This is a genomic window from Mesorhizobium sp. B2-4-7 (genome assembly GCF_006442685.1).
GTDB lineage: Bacteria > Pseudomonadota > Alphaproteobacteria > Rhizobiales > Rhizobiaceae > Mesorhizobium.
The window spans coordinates 301,819-317,445 of record NZ_VFVH01000004.1 but is presented as its reverse complement, the minus strand read 5'-3'; the positions used below and the strand labels follow the sequence as shown (position 1 = coordinate 317,445).

Sequence of the window (15,627 nt, the reverse complement as noted above, 5' to 3'; positions counted from 1 at the left end):
TCCCGGATTTCTCCTCGTCAAAGCGGCCGCTTCCGTCTACGACGCGGCTTGGACAGGCAAGGGATCGGCATGACGCAACCCGTGGCGCAGAATACCACAATCAGGAACGTGCTTCTGGCCGGCATTCTGCTGATGCTGGCCGGCGACTTCCTGTTTGCGCTCAACGACGCCATGGGCAAATGGCTGGTCGCCAGCTTTTCCGTCGGCCAGGTGGTTCTGATCAGGTCGATCGGCGCGTTTTTCGTGCTCGGTCCGATGATCGCCCACCAGGGCGCCGCCAAGCTGTTCCGCATGGAAAGGCCCGAATTGCAGGTCCTGCGCGTCATCATGACCACGCTCGATACCGGGCTCTTCTATGCCGCCGTCGTCTATCTGCCGCTTGCGGATGTGATGAGCTTCTATATGGCCGGGCCGATCTATGTGGCGGCACTCTCGCATCTCCTGCTTGGCGAGAAGGTCGGCTGGCGCCGCTGGATGGCGATCCTGCTCGGCTTCTGCGGCGTGCTGATCATGCTCAAGCCCTCCTCGGCGGCTTTCTCGCTGTCGTCGGGCTTCGCGCTGGCGGGCAGCATTGCCTTCGCTTTCGCCATCATCCTCAACCGGCGTTTGCGCGGCACCAGCGACACCAATCTGGTGACATGGCAGACCATCGGCACGCTGCTGGTCGGCGGCGCCCTGACCATCGGCGCCTGGCACACGCCGTCGGCGCTCGATTTCGGCGCCATGCTGCTGCTCGGCATCGTCTCCTGCGGTGCCCATCTGATGATCACGCGGGCGCTCAAGCTGGCCCCGGCCTCGACGCTGGCGCCGCTGCACTACACGCTGCTTCTATGGGCGGTGGTCTTCGGGCTGGCGTTCTTCGGCGACGTTCCCGGCCCGCGCATCCTCATCGGCTCGGTCATCGTCGTGCTGGCCGGCTTGTTCATCTTCCATCGCCAGAAGGTGGTCGACACGACGGTGCCGCCTGAAAACGTGCCGAAGGGTGTGAATTAGCCCTCGCGGATCGCCGCCAGGTGCCGTGAAAATTCCGCCGTCTCCATCAGCGCCTTGCAGCGCGCGAAGCGGCCGTCGGCATAGGCCCGAAAATCGTCGACGGGATTGTCGTTGGCGAGCTGGATCAGTCCCCACAGCGTCCACAACAGGTCGCACATCGCCTTGTAGATGACGATGCGGCCGCGCTCCGCCGGTTTCGCCTCGCCGCCGAAATAGGCGCGCATCATCCCCTCGTCCTGCGCGGCATCGAACTTGCCTTCGACGGAAAGGTCGCCAAGATCCCAGAGCGGATCGTTCATTCCTGAATATTCCCAGTCGACGATCCACATCCTGTCACCCGCATCGAGAAAATTCTCGCACAGTGGGTCGCAATGACAGGCGACGACGGGCAGCGGGTGGGCCGACAGCGCCGCGCGCACGCCACCGGCCTCGCGCACCACGTCGTGATAGCCGGCGGGCAGGGCGACCTCCTTGGTCGACAGCACCTTCAGATAGTCATCGATCATCGCGAACAGTTCGAAACGGAACGGAAACACGGCACCGGACGAATGCAGCTTGCGGAAGGCCTCTCCCGCACGCGCCGGGCTGCCCGGCCGAACCCTGAATTTTTCCGGCGACATGGTTACGGCGCCGGCGATGAAGCGCGTCACCATCACGCCGGTGCCCGGATCGACATGCAGCACCTCGGGGCTGACGCCTGCCTTAGCCGCCTCGCGCGCCGCCACCGCCTCATTGGCGCGGTTGATATATTCCTCGGTGCCTTTGCCTGGAATGCGCAGGCAGAAGTCCCCGGCCCTGAAAACCAGGTTGGTGAGGCCGCCAAGCCGCTCCAGCGTCCCGTTATAGCCGGCCAGCATGGGAATGGCGGCAAGTTTTGTCCGTGCCTCGTCCATTGTCATGCCCGCTCCCCCGCTGTTATTTGTCGCAGAGACGGTTCCACAAAATTCGTGCTTTGGCTATCATCCGTGCGAGACCAATTTAGGCATGGCGGACAGGACGAAAGTGACCGACAGCAAGCATAAGGGCGCGCTTGGCGCTGCCTACGCGGCCAAGCGCCCGGAAGAAGTGGCGGCGCTCTATGACCGTTGGTCGCAGACCTACGACAGCGACATGTCGGCCGCCGGCTATCGCCATCCCACCATCTGCCTGGCCTTGCTGGCAAGGCATCTGCCGCGTGGCTCGGCCCCGCTGCTCGATGCCGGGGCCGGCACCGGGCTCATCGGCGAATGGCTGGACATTGCCGGCTATCCGGAGGTCGAGGCGCTCGACATCTCGCAAGGCATGCTGGATCAGGCCGCGCGCAAGGGCGTCTATTCGGCCCTGCATTGCCTGGCGCTTGGCGGGCCGCTGCCCTTTGCCGACAATGCCTATGCCGGGGTGATCTCGGCCGGCGTCTTTACCTCGGGCCATGTCGGTGCCGAAGGGCTGGACGAACTGATCCGCATCTGCCGGCCGGGCGGCGTGATCGTGCTGACGGTCAAGAACACGATCTGGGATCTGGGCTTTAACGCGCGGGTCGCGGAGCTGGAGGCGCAGGGGCTGGTCACCCGCATCGAGGAAACGCGCCCGTACGTCTCGATGCCGGGCGAGGCCGACACGGTGCCCAGCCGCTGCCTCGCCTTGCGTGTGAACTGATCAGGCTTTGATCCTGGTGCCCGCCGGATCATACATCGGCTCGAGATGGATCTTTGCCGGCGTGCGCTGCATAGCCACGACCAGCTCATAGTAGCCCGAGGCGAGAAAATCGTCGCTCACCCCGCCGGCATTGCGCACATAGCCGTAGCCGATGTTCTTCTCCACGGTGTAGCCATAGCCGCCGCTGCTGAGATAGCCGACCGGCTCGCCATTGCGCAGGATCGTCTCGCGCCCGACGAGCACGATTTCAGGATCGTCGACCGTGAAGCCGGCGAAACGCTTCTTCAATGGCCCGCCAGTGATTTTCTCCAAGGCGCGCCGCCCTACGAAATCCGTGTTCTTGCGAAGCTTCACCGCCCAGCCGAGGCCGGCTTCCAGCGGCGTGTCGTTGGGGGTGATATCGGAGCCCCAGGCGCGATAGCCCTTTTCCAGTCGCAGGGATTCCAGGGCCCGGTAGCCGACCGGGCGGATATCATGTTGTTTGCCTGTCGCCATCAACGCGTCGAAGATCTCGCCGGTTGCGGAGATCGGCACGTGCAGCTCCCAGCCGAGTTCCCCGACATAGGTGACGCGCAACGCCCGCACGGTGTGGCCGGCAACGACAATCTCGCGGGCATGGCCGAATGGGAAACCGCTGTTGGAAACGTCGGCATCGGTCACGCCGGCCAGCACTTCGCGGGCGCGCGGTCCCATCAGCGACAGCGTGCCGAAATCCTCGGTGACGTCGGTGAGCGTGATATCGAGCTCCTTTTCGACATGGTCGCTGATCCAGGACAGGTCATGGGTGCGGAAGCCCGTGCCGGTGACGATGTAGTACCTGTCCTCGCCGAACCGCGACACGGTGAGGTCGGCCTCTATGCCGCCGCGCGTGTTGAGAAGCTGCGTATAGGTCAGCCGGCCGGCCGGCTTGTTGACGTCGTTGGCGCAGATCCAGTCCAGCGCCTTCGGCGCGTCGGGCCCGGTCAGCTCGTATTTGGCGAAGGACGACTGGTCGAAGATGCCGACCTTCTCGCGCACATGGCGATGTTCGTCGCCGACGGCTGAAAACCAATTCTGCCGGCCCATGGAATAGACGTCACGCGGCTCGACGCCTTCGGGGGCGAACCAGTTCGGCCGCTCCCAGCCGAGCTTCGAACCGAACACGGCGCGATGCTGTTTCAGCCTGTTGTACAGCGGCGAAACGATGCGCGGCCTGCCGGAAAGATACTCCTCATGCGGAAAGCCGATCGTGTAGTGCTTGCCATAGGCTTCCAGCGTGCGCTCGCGGACCCAGTGCCGGTCGCGGTGCAGGCTGGAAAAGCGCCTGATGTCGACGACCCACAGATCGAACGGCGCCTCGCCATCGACCACCCATTGCGCCAGCACCCAGCCGGCGCCGCCGCCCGAAGCGATGCCGAAGGCGTTGAAGCCGGCGCCGACGAACATGTTGGCGCATTCGGGCGCCACGCCGAGGATAAAATTGCCGTCCGGCGTGAAACTCTCGGCCCCGTTGATCATCTGCTTGACACCGACGGTTTCCAGCGCCGGCACGCGCGCGATCGCCTGGCTCATATGCTGTTCGAAATGATCATAGTCGTCGTCGAACAGCCGGAACTCCCAGTCATTGGGCACGTCGCCTCCGGGGAGATCAGTCGTCCAGGCCTGCGGGTTTGGCTCATAGCCGCCCATCACCAGCCCGCCGACCTCTTCCTTGAAATAGGTGCGCCGGTCTGGGTCGCGGATGGTCGGGACATCGGTCGCCAGCCCGTCGATCTTCTCGGTGACGATAAACTGGTGCTTCACCGGCTGCAGCGGCACGTTGATGCGGGCCATGGCGCCAACCTGCCGTGCCCATTGTCCTGCGCAGTTCACCACCTTGTCGCAGGCGATGTCGCCCATGTTGGTCTTCACCGCAATGATGCGGCCGCCTTTGATCTCGAAGCCGGTGACGCGCACTTCCTCGTAAAGCCTTGCGCCATGCATGCGCGCGCCCTTGGCCAGCGACTGGGTGACGTCGGATGGGCTCGCCTGACCGTCGCTCGGCAGCCAGGAAGCGCCGACGAGATCGCCGGTTTCCATCAGCGGCCACATGTTCTTGACCTCCGCCGGCGACAGCAACTGCATGTCCATGCCAAAGCTCTTCGCTGTCGTCGCCAGCCTCTCGTACTCGGTCCAGCGGTCGGCATTGGTGGCAAGGCGCAGGCACCCGCTCATCTTCCAGCCGGTGGCGAGGCCGGTCTCGGCCTCCAGCCCCTTGTAGAGGTTGACCGAATATTTGAGCACGCGGGTGATCGAGGCCGACGAGCGCAGCTGCCCGACCAGGCCGGCGGCGTGCCAGGTCGAGCCCGAAGTCAGCTTGCCCTGTTCGAGCAGCACCACATCTGCCTTGTGGTCGCGGGCCAGATGGTAGGCCGTCGAGCAGCCGATAATGCCGCCGCCGATGACGACGATCGCTGCCTGGGTTGGCAAGGTCATGAATTCAGGTCCCGTATTTTGTCCGGTAGTTTTCCAGCGCGGCATCGAGCCGCGTCAGGTTCTCTTCCGTGTAGGCGACGTAGTCGATGCCGGGCACGTCGAGGTAGAGTTCCGAAACCATGCTCCACATCGCCTCGCGCAGCAGCGAGGCGCATTGCATGGCTGCATGCGAGCGGCGGATCGCCTCGTCCGGCTCCTTCATGAAATAAGCGGTCAGGAAGGCGAAGGATTCCTCGTCGCTCATGCCCGCGTTCGAGGCGACGCCGGCAAGGTCGAACATCGCGGTATTGAAGCCGGCATATTCGAAGTCGATCAGCCATAGCCTGCTGCCGTCGTCGAGAATATTCGCCGGCAAAAGATCATTGTGGCCGAACACGATCGGCAGCAGTTTCTGGGCGCGTTCGAGCTCGTCGGCCAGCATCAGCAGACGCGGCAGGTCGCTCGCCTTGCGGCTGCCGGCGTCCTCCAGCGTGCGCGCATAGTCGCGGATGACGTGGAACACCCAGAACATGAAGCCGGCACCGGAGACGTGGTTGGGCATCTCGCGGTGGAAGCCGCGCATCAGGGCGGCGACACGGCCGAGATTGGCGCGCACGTCCTCAGCCAGACAGGTCTTGGCGCCGAGATACTCCGTCACGAGAATGCCGGGTTCGGCATGGCGGACCGCCGGCGCGAAACCGGCGGCATGCGCGGCGCGTGCGGTCATCACCTCACGCTCGCGAAAGACGTGGTGGAAGGGATAGTCCCTGCCGAAACGCACGACATGCCTCCCGGCGGCGTCCTTAACCCGATAATTGGCATTGCTCAGCCCGCCGGGCAGCGGCTCGATCTCGACGCTGCCTGTCCAGCAAGGCAGGGCGCGGATGCGGTCCTCGGCCGTCATGAATTCGCCCTTCGTACGGCAAGGCGCCGACGGGGCGGCGCCGCCGTGGGGACCCGCCGTTTGTCCGGACGCTCGTTCTGGCAAAGACCTCGCCGGCGCGGCATTCGGGATCGGTATCCCGCGCCGCACCGACGAGCCCCACGTGCCGGGCTCTTCGAGGCCGGCATCCGCCCCCGCGGATGAGAAAATTCTTCCAGTCGCCCTCGCGTCAGGCAGTTTCCAGACCTTGGGGCACACAAATTCGGATCAGGCTCCGCTATCGCTTTTCCGTGGCAGTGCGAGCCTGACACGGCATCAGTGTCACGCCGGGTAAGCCACGTTGTCAACGAGATTCTGTGGCTTTTTCTGCTTTCCTGCCCGTATTCTTTCGAGATTCCTTGTAATATGCGGCAGATTTGCCATAGAAGCGGTCACTGCATCATGGCGCGACTGGAAATGACCCGATGAGCCATTCCAAGCGGCACGGCGAAATCCTGCGGTTTCTGCAGGAGGAAGGCACCGTCACCATCGCCAGCCTGGCCGACCGGCTGGGCGTTTCGCTGGAGACCGTGCGCCGCGACGTCAAGCCCCTCACCAGCGACGGCTCGCTCCTGAAGATGCATGGCGCCGTCGGCCTGCCGTCGACGATCGGCGAAGCGCCGTTCGAACGGCGCATGCGAGAGAACGCCGAGGCCAAGCGCCTCATCGCCCGCATGGTCGCCGCCACCATCCGCGACGGCGAATCGATCATGCTCGACACGGGAACGACCACCTCGTTCCTGGCGCGTGAACTGCTCGGCCATCGGCGGCTGACGGTCGTCACCAACTCATCCGACATCGCCCGCACGCTGGCCACCGTCAACGGCAACAAGGTCTACATGGCCGGCGGTGAGCTGCGCAGCGATTCCGGCGCCGCCTTCGGCGCCTCGGCCATCGACTTCGTCAGCCGCTTCTCGGTCAGCCATGCGGTGATCTCGACGGGTGCCGTCGATGCGATGACGGGTGTCATGGATTACGATCTCGACGAGGCCGAGTTCGCCCGCATGGTGCTGTCGCGCGGCCAGCGTTCGCTCGTCGTCACCGATCATTCCAAGTTCGGGCGCCAGGGCCTGGTCCAGGTCTGCGGCTTCGATGGCTTTTCCGAGCTCGCCACCGACCGGCCGCCGCCGCGCGACATCGCTGCCGGCCTGGCGCAGGCCGGTGCGCGGCTCAGCGTCGCGGGCAACGCAGCCTGACCTAACCGAATACCAGTGACTGGTGGGCGCATATGCCGGCGAAGGCACCGCCCGATACGGCGAAGGCGATGTTGTGCATCGCGCGTGATGCGTCCCCGGCGGCGAAGACGCCGGGGACCGTCGTCTGCTGCCTGTCATCGATTGATATCACCGGGCCGAGGGGACCGTCCGTGAAGCCGCAACCGAGCTGTTCGGCCATCGGGCTCGCCATGCTATTGCGCGGCGCGGTGAATATCGCGCGAACCCCGGCCTTTCGGCCGTCGTCGAGGATCACCGTCAAGCCGCCCGTGCCATCCTCCCGCAGTTCGGCGACCGCAGCGGGTTCGAACCTCACATTCTTGCCTTCCAAGGCAGACATCTGTTCGGCATCGGGCTCGATCAGGCGATTGCCGAACAGCGTGACGTCGCCCCAGTCGGCGATCAACTGCGCCTGATGCAGGGACATGGGCCCGGTCGCCAGCACGCCAAGCGGCCCGCCGGAAACCTCGTAGCCGTGGCAATAGGGGCAGTGCAGCACGGTCTTGCCCCACTGCTCGGCAAGCCCGGGAACTTCCGGCAGGATGTCGCGCACGCCGGTGGCCAGAACCAGCCGCGCGGCGCCAAAGGTCTCGCCGCCCTCTGTGCTGATTTCGAAGTCGCTGCTGCTATTGGCGACCGCCTTGTCCGCACGTCCGTTGACAAGGCGAGCCGTCGGATAGGCTAGCAACTGCCGTCTTGCCTCCTCCAGGATGGCGCCTGGCGTGCGCCCGTCCTGGCCGAGGAAGCCGTGCGAATGCGCGGCGAACCGATTTCGGGGCTGGCCGGCGTCGATCACCAGGACGTTGCGCCGGGCCCGGGCCGCCTGGATGGCGGCGGACAAGCCGGCAAAGCTGCCGCCGACGACGGCAAGATCATACTGCATGGCTGGAGACTCCGATGAGGTCGTAACGGCGGCGGAAGTCGGCGGTCAGGTCGGCCAGCGTGATACGGCTGAGCTTCTCCGCCAGCAGCTTCTCCGCCGCGATGCGAAAATCGTCGAGGACGGCGATCACGGCCTGCTCGACAAGGCAGCCGGGGCTCTCCGGCTCGGTGCCGAACGGCAGCAGCGTCTCGCCAAGCGCGGCGCTGATTTCGGCCAGCGAGATCTCGTCGGGCGGGCGCCCGAGCAGCCAGCCGCCGCCATGTCCGCGTGAAGAGGTGACGATGCCGGCATCCCGCAACCCGGCGATGTTGCGGCGCACCACGACCGGATTGGTATGGATGAAGGTGGCAAGCTGCTCCGAGGTCAGCGCCCGCTCGGGCTTCTCGGCCATGTGGACCAGAATGTGCAAGGTGGAAGACAGCCGGCTGTTGCGTTTCATGTAACTTATTTGGTTACAATTCTGGGGGCCGTCAAGTTGCCGATCCGTTTCCACTTCCCAGTGTCGTCCCCGCCGTGTTTAGTCCGGCCATGGCTTTCACCATCCGCCAGTTGCAGTTCTTCATCGCCGTCGCCGAGCAGGGCACGGTGTCGGGTGCCGCGCAGAACCTCTCCATTTCGCAATCCTCGGTCACCGAAGCGATCAAGGAGCTCGAAGGCGATCTCGGCGTCGAATTGTTCGACCGCCATCCGCGCGGCCTCAACATCACCCACAAGGGCCACCAGTTCCTGCGTCATGCCACCAAGATCCTGGCCGATGTGTCCGATGCGCGCCGCGCCTTCCTCGGCGAGCAGGCGACAGCGGGCGGCCGGCTGCAGCTCGGCGTCACCTCGCTGGTCGCCGGCTATGTGCTGTCGGACCTGCTTTCCCGCTACCGTCGTGCCTATCCCGGCGTCGAGGTCTCGGCAATCGAGGACAATGGCGACTATCTCGAGCATCTGCTGATCGGCGGCAAGCTGGACATCGCCGTGATGGTCACGTCCAATCTGCGCGACCGAACCGCGCTGCAATCGGAAATCCTTGAAGTCTCGGCTTACCGCCTGTGGCTGCCGCTCGGGCATCCGCTCGCCGGCGCCGACATCATCGGCATCGGCGACATCGCTTCGGAGCCGCTGATCATGCTGACCGTCGACGAGATCGAGGAGAACACCGGCAAGTTGCTGACGGCAATCGGCGCCAAGCCGCATGTCGCCTTCCGCACCCGTTCGGTCGAAGCGGTGCGCAGCCTCGTCGCCACCGGCGCGGGCGTGGCGCTGCTGCCCGACCTCGTCTACCGGCCGTGGTCGCTGGAAGGCGACCGCATCGAGTCGCGCGACGTCTCCGGTGCCCTACCCGTCGTCCAGGTCGGGATGGTCTGGCGCCGCGGCTCCGGCCTGCCGCAGGCTGCGCGCGATTTCATCGGTCTGGCGCAGTCGCAGCGCATGGTTCGCCAGCGCCCCGACAAGAACGGCCGCTAATCTATCGGAAAAACCGATATCCCCCTTCTGATAAATGAATTTGCGAAACCGGGATTTTCACAGCAACTTCGCTTCAGGGAACAAAGCCGCCGCCGAAGCGCGGGCCTATCAATGGGAGATCGATGATGAATTCATTCCTGAAGTCATGCACTGCATTGACGGTCGCGCTGACCTTCTCCGGCCAGGCCATCGCTCAGGTCACGGAACTCGGCAAGGGTGAAGGCGAGGTCGATATCGTCGCCTGGCCGGGCTATATCGAGCGTGGCGAAACCGACAAGGGCTATGACTGGGTCACCGCCTTCGAGAAGGAAAGCGGCTGCAAGGTCAACGTCAAGACCGCCAACACGTCGGACGAGATGGTCTCGCTGATGAACGAGGGCGGCTTCGACCTCGTCACCGCTTCGGGCGATGCATCGCTGCGCCTCGTTGCCGGCAAGCGCGTGCAGCCGATCAATACCGATCTCATCCCGAGTTGGAAGACGGTCGACGACCGCATCAAGGACGCCCCCTGGTTCACCGTCGACAAGGTGCATTACGGCGTTCCCTACCAGTGGGGGCCGAACGTGCTGATGTACAATACCGATGTCTTCAAGGAAGCGCCCAAGAGCTGGAACATCGTCTTCGAGGAGATGAAGCTGCCGGACGGCAAGTCCAACAAGGGCCGCGTCCAGGCCTATGACGGCCCGATCCACATTGCCGATGCCGCCAACTACCTGATGTTCCACAAGCCGGAGCTCGGCATCAAGGACCCCTATGAGTTGAACGAGGACCAGTACAAGGCCGCGCTTGAGTTGCTGCGCGTCCAGCGCACGCTGGTCGGCCGCTACTGGCACGACGCCGCCATCCAGGTCGACGATTTCCAGAACGAAGGCGTGGTTGCCTCCGGCTCGTGGCCATACCAGGTCAACACGCTGATCGCGGCCAAGAAGCCCATCGCCTCGACCGTGCCGGAGGAAGGCGTCACCGGCTGGGCCGACACCACTATGATGGAGGCCGACGCGGCACATCCGAACTGCGCCTATATGTGGCTCGAACACTCGCTTTCGCCCAAGGTGCAGGGCGACGTCTCGGCCTGGTTCGGCTCGCTGCCGGTCGTCCCCGCCGCCTGCAAGGGCAACGAGCTCCTGACCGACGAAGGCTGCAAGACCAACGGCTACGAAAACTTCGACAAGATCAAGTTCTGGAAGACGCCAGTGACCAAATGCGCCACCCAGAACGACCAGTGCGTGCCCTATTACCGCTGGGTGTCGGACTATATCGGCGTCATCGGCGGGCGGTGACCTAGCCTTACTTTGCCGAAGCCGGCGCCGCCCCTCACCCTTACCCTCTCCCCGTGAAGAACGGGGAGAGGGTATCGCCAGCGTTGGCGCGCGTCCCTTCCCCTGTCCTTCACGGGGAGAAGGTGCCGGCAGGCGGATGAGGGGCGGCGCCGCCTGAGATCGATGAGCCCGGCAGATCAGGACACTCCATGACCTCAGCCGTTTCCTTTCAAAAAGTCTCGCGCCATTTCGGCAGCGTGCGCGCCGTCGACACGGTCGACCTCGAAATCGTGCCTGGCGAGTTCTTCGCCATGCTCGGGCCGTCCGGTTCCGGCAAGACGACCTGCCTGCGCCTCATTGCCGGTTTCGAGCAGCCGACGGCGGGTTCGATCTCGATCTTCGGCGAGCGCGCCGAGGGCGTTCCGCCTTATCGCCGCAACGTCAACACTGTCTTCCAGGACTATGCGCTGTTCCCGCATCTCAATGTGCTCGACAATGTCGCCTACGGATTGATGGTCAAGGGCGTCGGCAAGGCCGGGCGGCACAAGGCAGCGGAAGAGGCGCTGTCGCTGGTCAGGCTGCCCGGCTACGGCGCCCGCCGCCCCGGCCAGCTTTCCGGCGGCCAGCGCCAGCGCGTCGCGCTGGCCCGCGCACTGGTCAACCAGCCCAAGGTGCTGCTGCTCGACGAGCCGCTCGGCGCGCTCGACCTCAAACTGCGCGAGAACATGCAGGAAGAGCTGAAGTCGCTGCAAAAGGCGCTCGGCATAACCTTCGTCTTCGTCACTCACGATCAGGGCGAGGCGCTGTCGATGGCCGATCGCGTCGCCGTCTTCAACGACGGCAGGATCATGCAGATCGGCACGCCGGAAGATATCTACCAGCGGCCGAGCACCCGCTTCGTCGCCGATTTCGTCGGTTCCTCCAACGTGCTGCCGCCGGATTTCGTCCAGCGCTATTGCGGCCAGCGCCGCTGGGGCAGCCTGCGACCCGAATCGATCCGCGTCGGCCGCGCCGCGAAAGGCGACGGCGTGGCCGCGCGCCTGGTCGCGACCAACTATCTCGGCGCCACCACCAGGCTGGCGCTCGATGCCGACGGTCTGAAGCTGCACGCCATCGTGCCTGCCGGCACGGCCTTGCCTGGGGAAGGCGAGGCGGTGGTGCTCACCTTCAACCGCGAGAGCCTGCATTTGATGGACGAGCCGGTGTGATGAAGGCTTGCGCGAAGCACCCCCCTCTGTCCTGCCGGACATCTCCCCCTCAAGGGGGGAGATTGGCTGCCCTTTCGGGTTTCGCCAATTTCCAACGTCGCAGAATTGGCGAGGCCGAGAAATTGCCAATCTCCCCCCGTGAGGGGGAGATGTCCGGCAGGACAGAGGGGGGCGACGCAGAACGCGGCCTCTCATATAATTCTCTTCAGCACACGGCGGCCCCATGACCATTGCCGCGCTCAACCCCAGCCCAGCCCCTGCCATCCTGCCCGGCAGCGGCGGCATACGCGGCGCGCTCTCCGACCTCTTCTGGCGCAGGCCGCAACTGCTCCTTCTGCTTATGCTGCTGCCGCCGGTCCTGTGGCTCGGCATCGTCTATATCGGCTCGTTGTTCGCTCTTTTGGCGCAGAGCTTTTTCTCGATCGACGAGTTCTCCGGCCTCATCAATCGTGAGTTCACGTTGAAGACCTATGGCGACCTGTTGCAGGCCGCCAATCTCGACATCATCCTGCGCACGGTGACGATGGCGGCCCTGGTGACCCTGGCCTCGGCCGTCGTCGCTTTCCCCATCGCCTACTACGCGGCGCGCTATGCGCGCGGCCGCTGGAAGGCGCTGTTCTATCTCGGCGTCATGCTGCCGCTGTGGTCGAGCTACCTGGTCAAGATCTACGCCTGGAAACTGATCCTGGCCAAGGAAGGCATTCTCACCTGGCTGCTCGCCAAGCTGAACCTGTTGTGGCTGCTTGACGCCTGGCTGTCGCTGCCGGTCGTCGGCGGCAACTCGCTGTCGGTGTCGTTCACCGGCACCTTTATCGTTTTCGTCTATGTCTGGCTGCCCTTCATGATCCTGCCGGTGCAGGCAGCCCTCGAGCGCGTGCCCGGCAATCTGGTCGAAGCCTCTTCCGACCTTGGCGCGTCGCCCGGCCAGACTTTTCGCAATGTGCTGTTCCCGCTGGCGCTGCCCGGCATCGTCGCCGGCTCGATCTTCACCTTTTCGCTGACATTGGGCGACTACATCATCCCGCAGATCATCGGCACGTCGCGCCTGTTCATCGGCCAGGCCGTTTATTCGCAGCAAGGCACGGCCGGCAACATCCCGCTCGCCGCCGCCTTCACGGTCGTGCCCATCGTCATCATGGGCTTCTATCTCTGGGGCGCCAAGCGCATGGGGGCCTTCGATGCGCTCTGACCGTGCCCAATCGGCTCCGCTTGGCCTGAAGATCGCCGCCGCTTGCGGGTTGCTGTTCCTGCATCTGCCGATCCTGCTGATCTTCGTCTATGCCTTCACGACGGAGGAGAAGAGCTTCGTCTGGCCGCCGCCGGGGCTCACCACGCAGTGGTTCGCCGTCACCTGGAACCGGCCGGACGTGTGGCAAGCGCTGTCGCTCTCGGTGCGCGTCGCCGCCATCTCGACGGCCATCGCGCTGGTTCTCGGCACGCTGTGCGCCGCCGCGGTGTCACGGACGAAATTCTTCGGCCGTGAAACCATTTCGCTGCTGGTCATCCTGCCGATCGCGCTGCCCGGCATCATCACCGGCATTGCGCTGCGTTCGGCTTTCGCGCTGGCCGACATTCCGTTCTCGTTCTGGACAATCGTGCTCGGCCACGCCACCTTCTGCGTGGTTGTCGTCTACAACAATGCCGTTGCCCGCTTCCGCCGCACCTCGGGCTCGATGATCGAGGCCTCGATGGATCTCGGCGCGGATGGTTTCCAGACCTTCCGGCATATCGTGTTGCCCAACATCGCCACGGCGCTGCTTGCCGGCGGCATGCTGGCCTTCGCGCTGTCGTTCGACGAGGTCATCGTCACCACCTTCACCGCCGGCCAGCAGCAGACGATGCCGATCTGGATGCTTGAAGAACTGATCCGCCCGCGCCAGCGCCCGGTCACCAATGTCGTGGCGATGGTGGTGGTGCTGGTGACGCTGCTGCCGATCCTCGCCGCCTACTACCTGACCCGCGACGGCGACCAGATCGCCGGCAGCGGGAAATGAAAACAGCGAATAGGGAATAGCGGGTAGCACTATTCGCATTCGCTCCTCTTCAAGGAGAAACCAATGGACACCCAGATGCTGATCGGCTCGAAGTTCGAGAAAGGCACCGAGACCGAGGAGTCGGTCCTCAATCCGAAGACCGGGGCGACCATTCTCAATCTCCCCGAGGCGAGCCCGGCGCAGATCGAGGCGGCGGTGGCGGCTGCCGGGAAGGCGTTCACGGCTTGGTCGCGTACCACGCCCGCGCAGCGCTCGGGCTATCTCCTTAAGATCGCCGACCGCATAGAGGCCGAAGCCAGGGAATTCGCGGCGCTCGAGGCGCTGAACTGCGGCAAGCCGATCAATGCCGTGCTCAATGATGAAATCCCGGCGATCGTCGACTGCTACCGTTTCTTCGCCGGCGCCGTCCGCTCCATGCCAGGCCAGGTAGCCGGCGAATACCTGCCGGGCCACACCTCGATGGTCCGGCGCGATCCGATCGGCATCGTCGCTTCCATCGCGCCGTGGAATTACCCGTTGATGATGATGGCCTGGAAGCTGGCGCCGGCGATCGGCGGCGGCAATACGGTCGTCTTCAAACCGTCGGAACAGACGCCGCTGACGGCGCTGAAACTGGCGAAGATCCTGGCCGAAATCCTGCCCGAAGGGGTCGTCAATGTCGTGCTCGGACGCGGCGACAGCGTCGGCAATACGCTGATCAACCATCCCAAGGTCAACATGATCTCGATCACCGGCGATGTCGCCACCGGCAAGAAGGTGCTGCAGGCGGCCGCCAAGTCGGTCAAGCGCACGCATCTGGAACTCGGCGGCAAGGCCCCGGTCATCGTCTTCGATGATGCCGACCTCGGCGCCGTGGTCAACGGCCTGCGCGCTTTCGGCTACTACAATGCCGGCCAGGACTGCACCGCCGCCTGCCGCATCTATGCCGGCAAGAAGGTCTACGACAAGCTCGTCGCCGATCTCTCCTCGGCCGTGTCGACCATCAAGTACAATCTGCCGGACGATGCCGAGAACGAGATCGGCCCGCTGATCTCGCGCCGCCAACGCGACCGTGTCTCGAGCTTCGTCGAGCGCGCCTCGGAATTGAAGCACATCGAGATCACCACCGGCGGCAAGCCGGGCGAGGGCACCGGCTTCTACTACCAGCCGACCGTCGTCGCCGGTGCCTTGCAGGAGGACGAGATCGTGCGCCGCGAAGTGTTTGGTCCGGTCGTCTCGGTGACCCGCTTCTCGGATGTCGACGAGGCGGTGAACTGGGCCAATGACAGCGATTATGGCCTGGCATCGTCGGTGTGGACCAGGGACGTCTCGCGCGCCATGGCGACCGCCGCTCGCCTGCAATATGGCTGCACCTGGATCAACACCCACTTCATGCTGACCAACGAGATGCCGCATGGCGGGCTGAAGCAGTCCGGTTACGGCAAGGACATGTCGCTCTACGCACTGGAGGATTATACCGCTGTGCGCCATGTGATGGTGGCGCACGGGTAATCTGTCTCCTTCCGGCAAAGGCAGATCTTATATGGCTGTGGCCGGCGCCGGCGACCCCGCTTGAGAGGGTCGTCAGCGCCATTCCACTTCGCGATTGCGCTGCATCTGACAGGCACGGCCGCCGAACGGCATCAGCGGCG

14 protein-coding genes are annotated in these 15,627 nt (G+C 64.5%); 9 read left to right on the top strand and 5 right to left on the bottom strand.

Annotated elements, in window-relative coordinates:
• The first annotated feature begins 69 nt into the window (after positions 1 to 69).
• Positions 70 to 993 carry a DMT family transporter gene (locus FJ946_RS14750; protein WP_140497079.1) on the top strand — a complete coding sequence of 308 codons (924 nt, stop codon included), beginning with the start codon at positions 70 to 72 and terminating at the stop codon, positions 991 to 993.
• On the opposite strand, the gene FJ946_RS14745 is transcribed toward FJ946_RS14750, so the two are convergent.
• Entirely contained in the window at positions 990 to 1,892 is a 903-nt protein-coding gene (locus FJ946_RS14745; protein WP_140564926.1) for a phosphotransferase family protein, read from the bottom strand. The genes FJ946_RS14750 and FJ946_RS14745 overlap by 4 nt on opposite strands.
• 103 nt (positions 1,893 to 1,995) lie before the next feature.
• Between FJ946_RS14745 and FJ946_RS14740 the strand changes: the two genes are divergently transcribed.
• Positions 1,996 to 2,628 carry a class I SAM-dependent methyltransferase gene (locus tag FJ946_RS14740; RefSeq protein WP_181167620.1) on the top strand — a complete coding sequence of 211 codons (633 nt, stop codon included), beginning with the start codon at positions 1,996 to 1,998 and terminating at the stop codon, positions 2,626 to 2,628.
• Here the strand turns inward: FJ946_RS14740 and FJ946_RS14735 are convergent, their stop codons facing one another.
• Together FJ946_RS14735 and FJ946_RS14730 are read right to left on the bottom strand one after the other, a co-directional pair.
• Complete coding sequence (locus tag FJ946_RS14735) at positions 2,629 to 5,082, bottom strand: FAD-dependent oxidoreductase (protein ID WP_140564923.1); 2,454 nt, start codon at positions 5,080 to 5,082, stop codon at positions 2,629 to 2,631.
• A 4-nt stretch (positions 5,083 to 5,086) separates the two neighbouring features.
• Positions 5,087 to 5,965 carry a phosphotransferase family protein gene (locus FJ946_RS14730; protein WP_140497071.1) on the bottom strand — a complete coding sequence of 293 codons (879 nt, stop codon included), beginning with the start codon at positions 5,963 to 5,965 and terminating at the stop codon, positions 5,087 to 5,089.
• Positions 5,966 to 6,408: 443 nt separating this feature from the next.
• Here FJ946_RS14730 and FJ946_RS14725 point away from each other — a divergent pair, with 443 nt between their 5' ends.
• On the top strand, positions 6,409 to 7,179 hold the full coding sequence (locus FJ946_RS14725; RefSeq protein WP_140564921.1) for a DeoR/GlpR family DNA-binding transcription regulator: 771 nt from the start codon (positions 6,409 to 6,411) through the stop codon (positions 7,177 to 7,179).
• A 1-nt stretch (position 7,180) separates the two neighbouring features.
• Here FJ946_RS14725 and FJ946_RS14720 read toward each other — a convergent pair whose 3' ends face one another.
• Together FJ946_RS14720 and FJ946_RS14715 are read right to left on the bottom strand one after the other, a co-directional pair.
• Positions 7,181 to 8,080, bottom strand: a complete 900-nt coding sequence (locus FJ946_RS14720; protein ID WP_140564919.1) for an NAD(P)/FAD-dependent oxidoreductase — start codon at positions 8,078 to 8,080, stop codon at positions 7,181 to 7,183.
• Positions 8,070 to 8,519 carry an Rrf2 family transcriptional regulator gene (locus FJ946_RS14715; protein ID WP_140497064.1) on the bottom strand — a complete coding sequence of 150 codons (450 nt, stop codon included), beginning with the start codon at positions 8,517 to 8,519 and terminating at the stop codon, positions 8,070 to 8,072. The genes FJ946_RS14720 and FJ946_RS14715 overlap by 11 nt, the downstream gene beginning before the upstream one ends.
• Before the next feature lie 89 nt (positions 8,520 to 8,608).
• Here FJ946_RS14715 and FJ946_RS14710 point away from each other — a divergent pair, with 89 nt between their 5' ends.
• The 6 genes from FJ946_RS14710 (at position 8,609) to FJ946_RS14685 (ending at position 15,487) form a co-directional block, all read left to right on the top strand.
• The gene (locus FJ946_RS14710; RefSeq protein WP_140513010.1) at positions 8,609 to 9,535 is read left to right on the top strand and encodes a LysR substrate-binding domain-containing protein; all 927 of its coding nucleotides are present in this window, start codon (positions 8,609 to 8,611) and stop codon (positions 9,533 to 9,535) included.
• Positions 9,536 to 9,660: 125 nt separating this feature from the next.
• Positions 9,661 to 10,815 carry an ABC transporter substrate-binding protein gene (locus tag FJ946_RS14705; RefSeq protein ID WP_140513012.1) on the top strand — a complete coding sequence of 385 codons (1,155 nt, stop codon included), beginning with the start codon at positions 9,661 to 9,663 and terminating at the stop codon, positions 10,813 to 10,815.
• A 188-nt stretch (positions 10,816 to 11,003) separates the two neighbouring features.
• On the top strand, positions 11,004 to 12,002 hold the full coding sequence (locus FJ946_RS14700) for an ABC transporter ATP-binding protein (RefSeq protein WP_140564918.1): 999 nt from the start codon (positions 11,004 to 11,006) through the stop codon (positions 12,000 to 12,002).
• A 223-nt stretch (positions 12,003 to 12,225) separates the two neighbouring features.
• Complete coding sequence (locus FJ946_RS14695; protein ID WP_140497058.1) at positions 12,226 to 13,191, top strand: ABC transporter permease; 966 nt, start codon at positions 12,226 to 12,228, stop codon at positions 13,189 to 13,191.
• A complete protein-coding gene (locus FJ946_RS14690) occupies positions 13,181 to 13,996 on the top strand; it encodes an ABC transporter permease (RefSeq protein WP_140556820.1) in 816 nt (271 codons plus the stop codon). Before FJ946_RS14695 ends, FJ946_RS14690 begins: the two co-directional genes overlap by 11 nt.
• 63 nt (positions 13,997 to 14,059) lie before the next feature.
• On the top strand, positions 14,060 to 15,487 hold the full coding sequence (locus tag FJ946_RS14685; protein WP_140559726.1) for a gamma-aminobutyraldehyde dehydrogenase: 1,428 nt from the start codon (positions 14,060 to 14,062) through the stop codon (positions 15,485 to 15,487).
• Positions 15,488 to 15,627: the final 140 nt, after the last annotated feature.

Coding starts and splice junctions, on each gene's coding strand:
- FJ946_RS14735 (WP_140564923.1), bottom strand. CDS start 5,082: ATGACCTTGCCAACCCAGGCAGCGATCGTCGTCATCGGCGGCGGCATT.
- FJ946_RS14725 (WP_140564921.1), top strand. CDS start 6,409: ATGAGCCATTCCAAGCGGCACGGCGAAATCCTGCGGTTTCTGCAGGAG.
- FJ946_RS14745 (WP_140564926.1), bottom strand. CDS start 1,892: ATGACAATGGACGAGGCACGGACAAAACTTGCCGCCATTCCCATGCTG.
- FJ946_RS14715 (WP_140497064.1), bottom strand. CDS start 8,519: ATGAAACGCAACAGCCGGCTGTCTTCCACCTTGCACATTCTGGTCCAC.
- FJ946_RS14730 (WP_140497071.1), bottom strand. CDS start 5,965: ATGACGGCCGAGGACCGCATCCGCGCCCTGCCTTGCTGGACAGGCAGC.
- FJ946_RS14700 (WP_140564918.1), top strand. CDS start 11,004: ATGACCTCAGCCGTTTCCTTTCAAAAAGTCTCGCGCCATTTCGGCAGC.
- FJ946_RS14690 (WP_140556820.1), top strand. CDS start 13,181: ATGCGCTCTGACCGTGCCCAATCGGCTCCGCTTGGCCTGAAGATCGCC.
- FJ946_RS14695 (WP_140497058.1), top strand. CDS start 12,226: ATGACCATTGCCGCGCTCAACCCCAGCCCAGCCCCTGCCATCCTGCCC.
- FJ946_RS14750 (WP_140497079.1), top strand. CDS start 70: ATGACGCAACCCGTGGCGCAGAATACCACAATCAGGAACGTGCTTCTG.
- FJ946_RS14685 (WP_140559726.1), top strand. CDS start 14,060: ATGGACACCCAGATGCTGATCGGCTCGAAGTTCGAGAAAGGCACCGAG.
- FJ946_RS14710 (WP_140513010.1), top strand. CDS start 8,609: ATGGCTTTCACCATCCGCCAGTTGCAGTTCTTCATCGCCGTCGCCGAG.
- FJ946_RS14720 (WP_140564919.1), bottom strand. CDS start 8,080: ATGCAGTATGATCTTGCCGTCGTCGGCGGCAGCTTTGCCGGCTTGTCC.
- FJ946_RS14705 (WP_140513012.1), top strand. CDS start 9,661: ATGAATTCATTCCTGAAGTCATGCACTGCATTGACGGTCGCGCTGACC.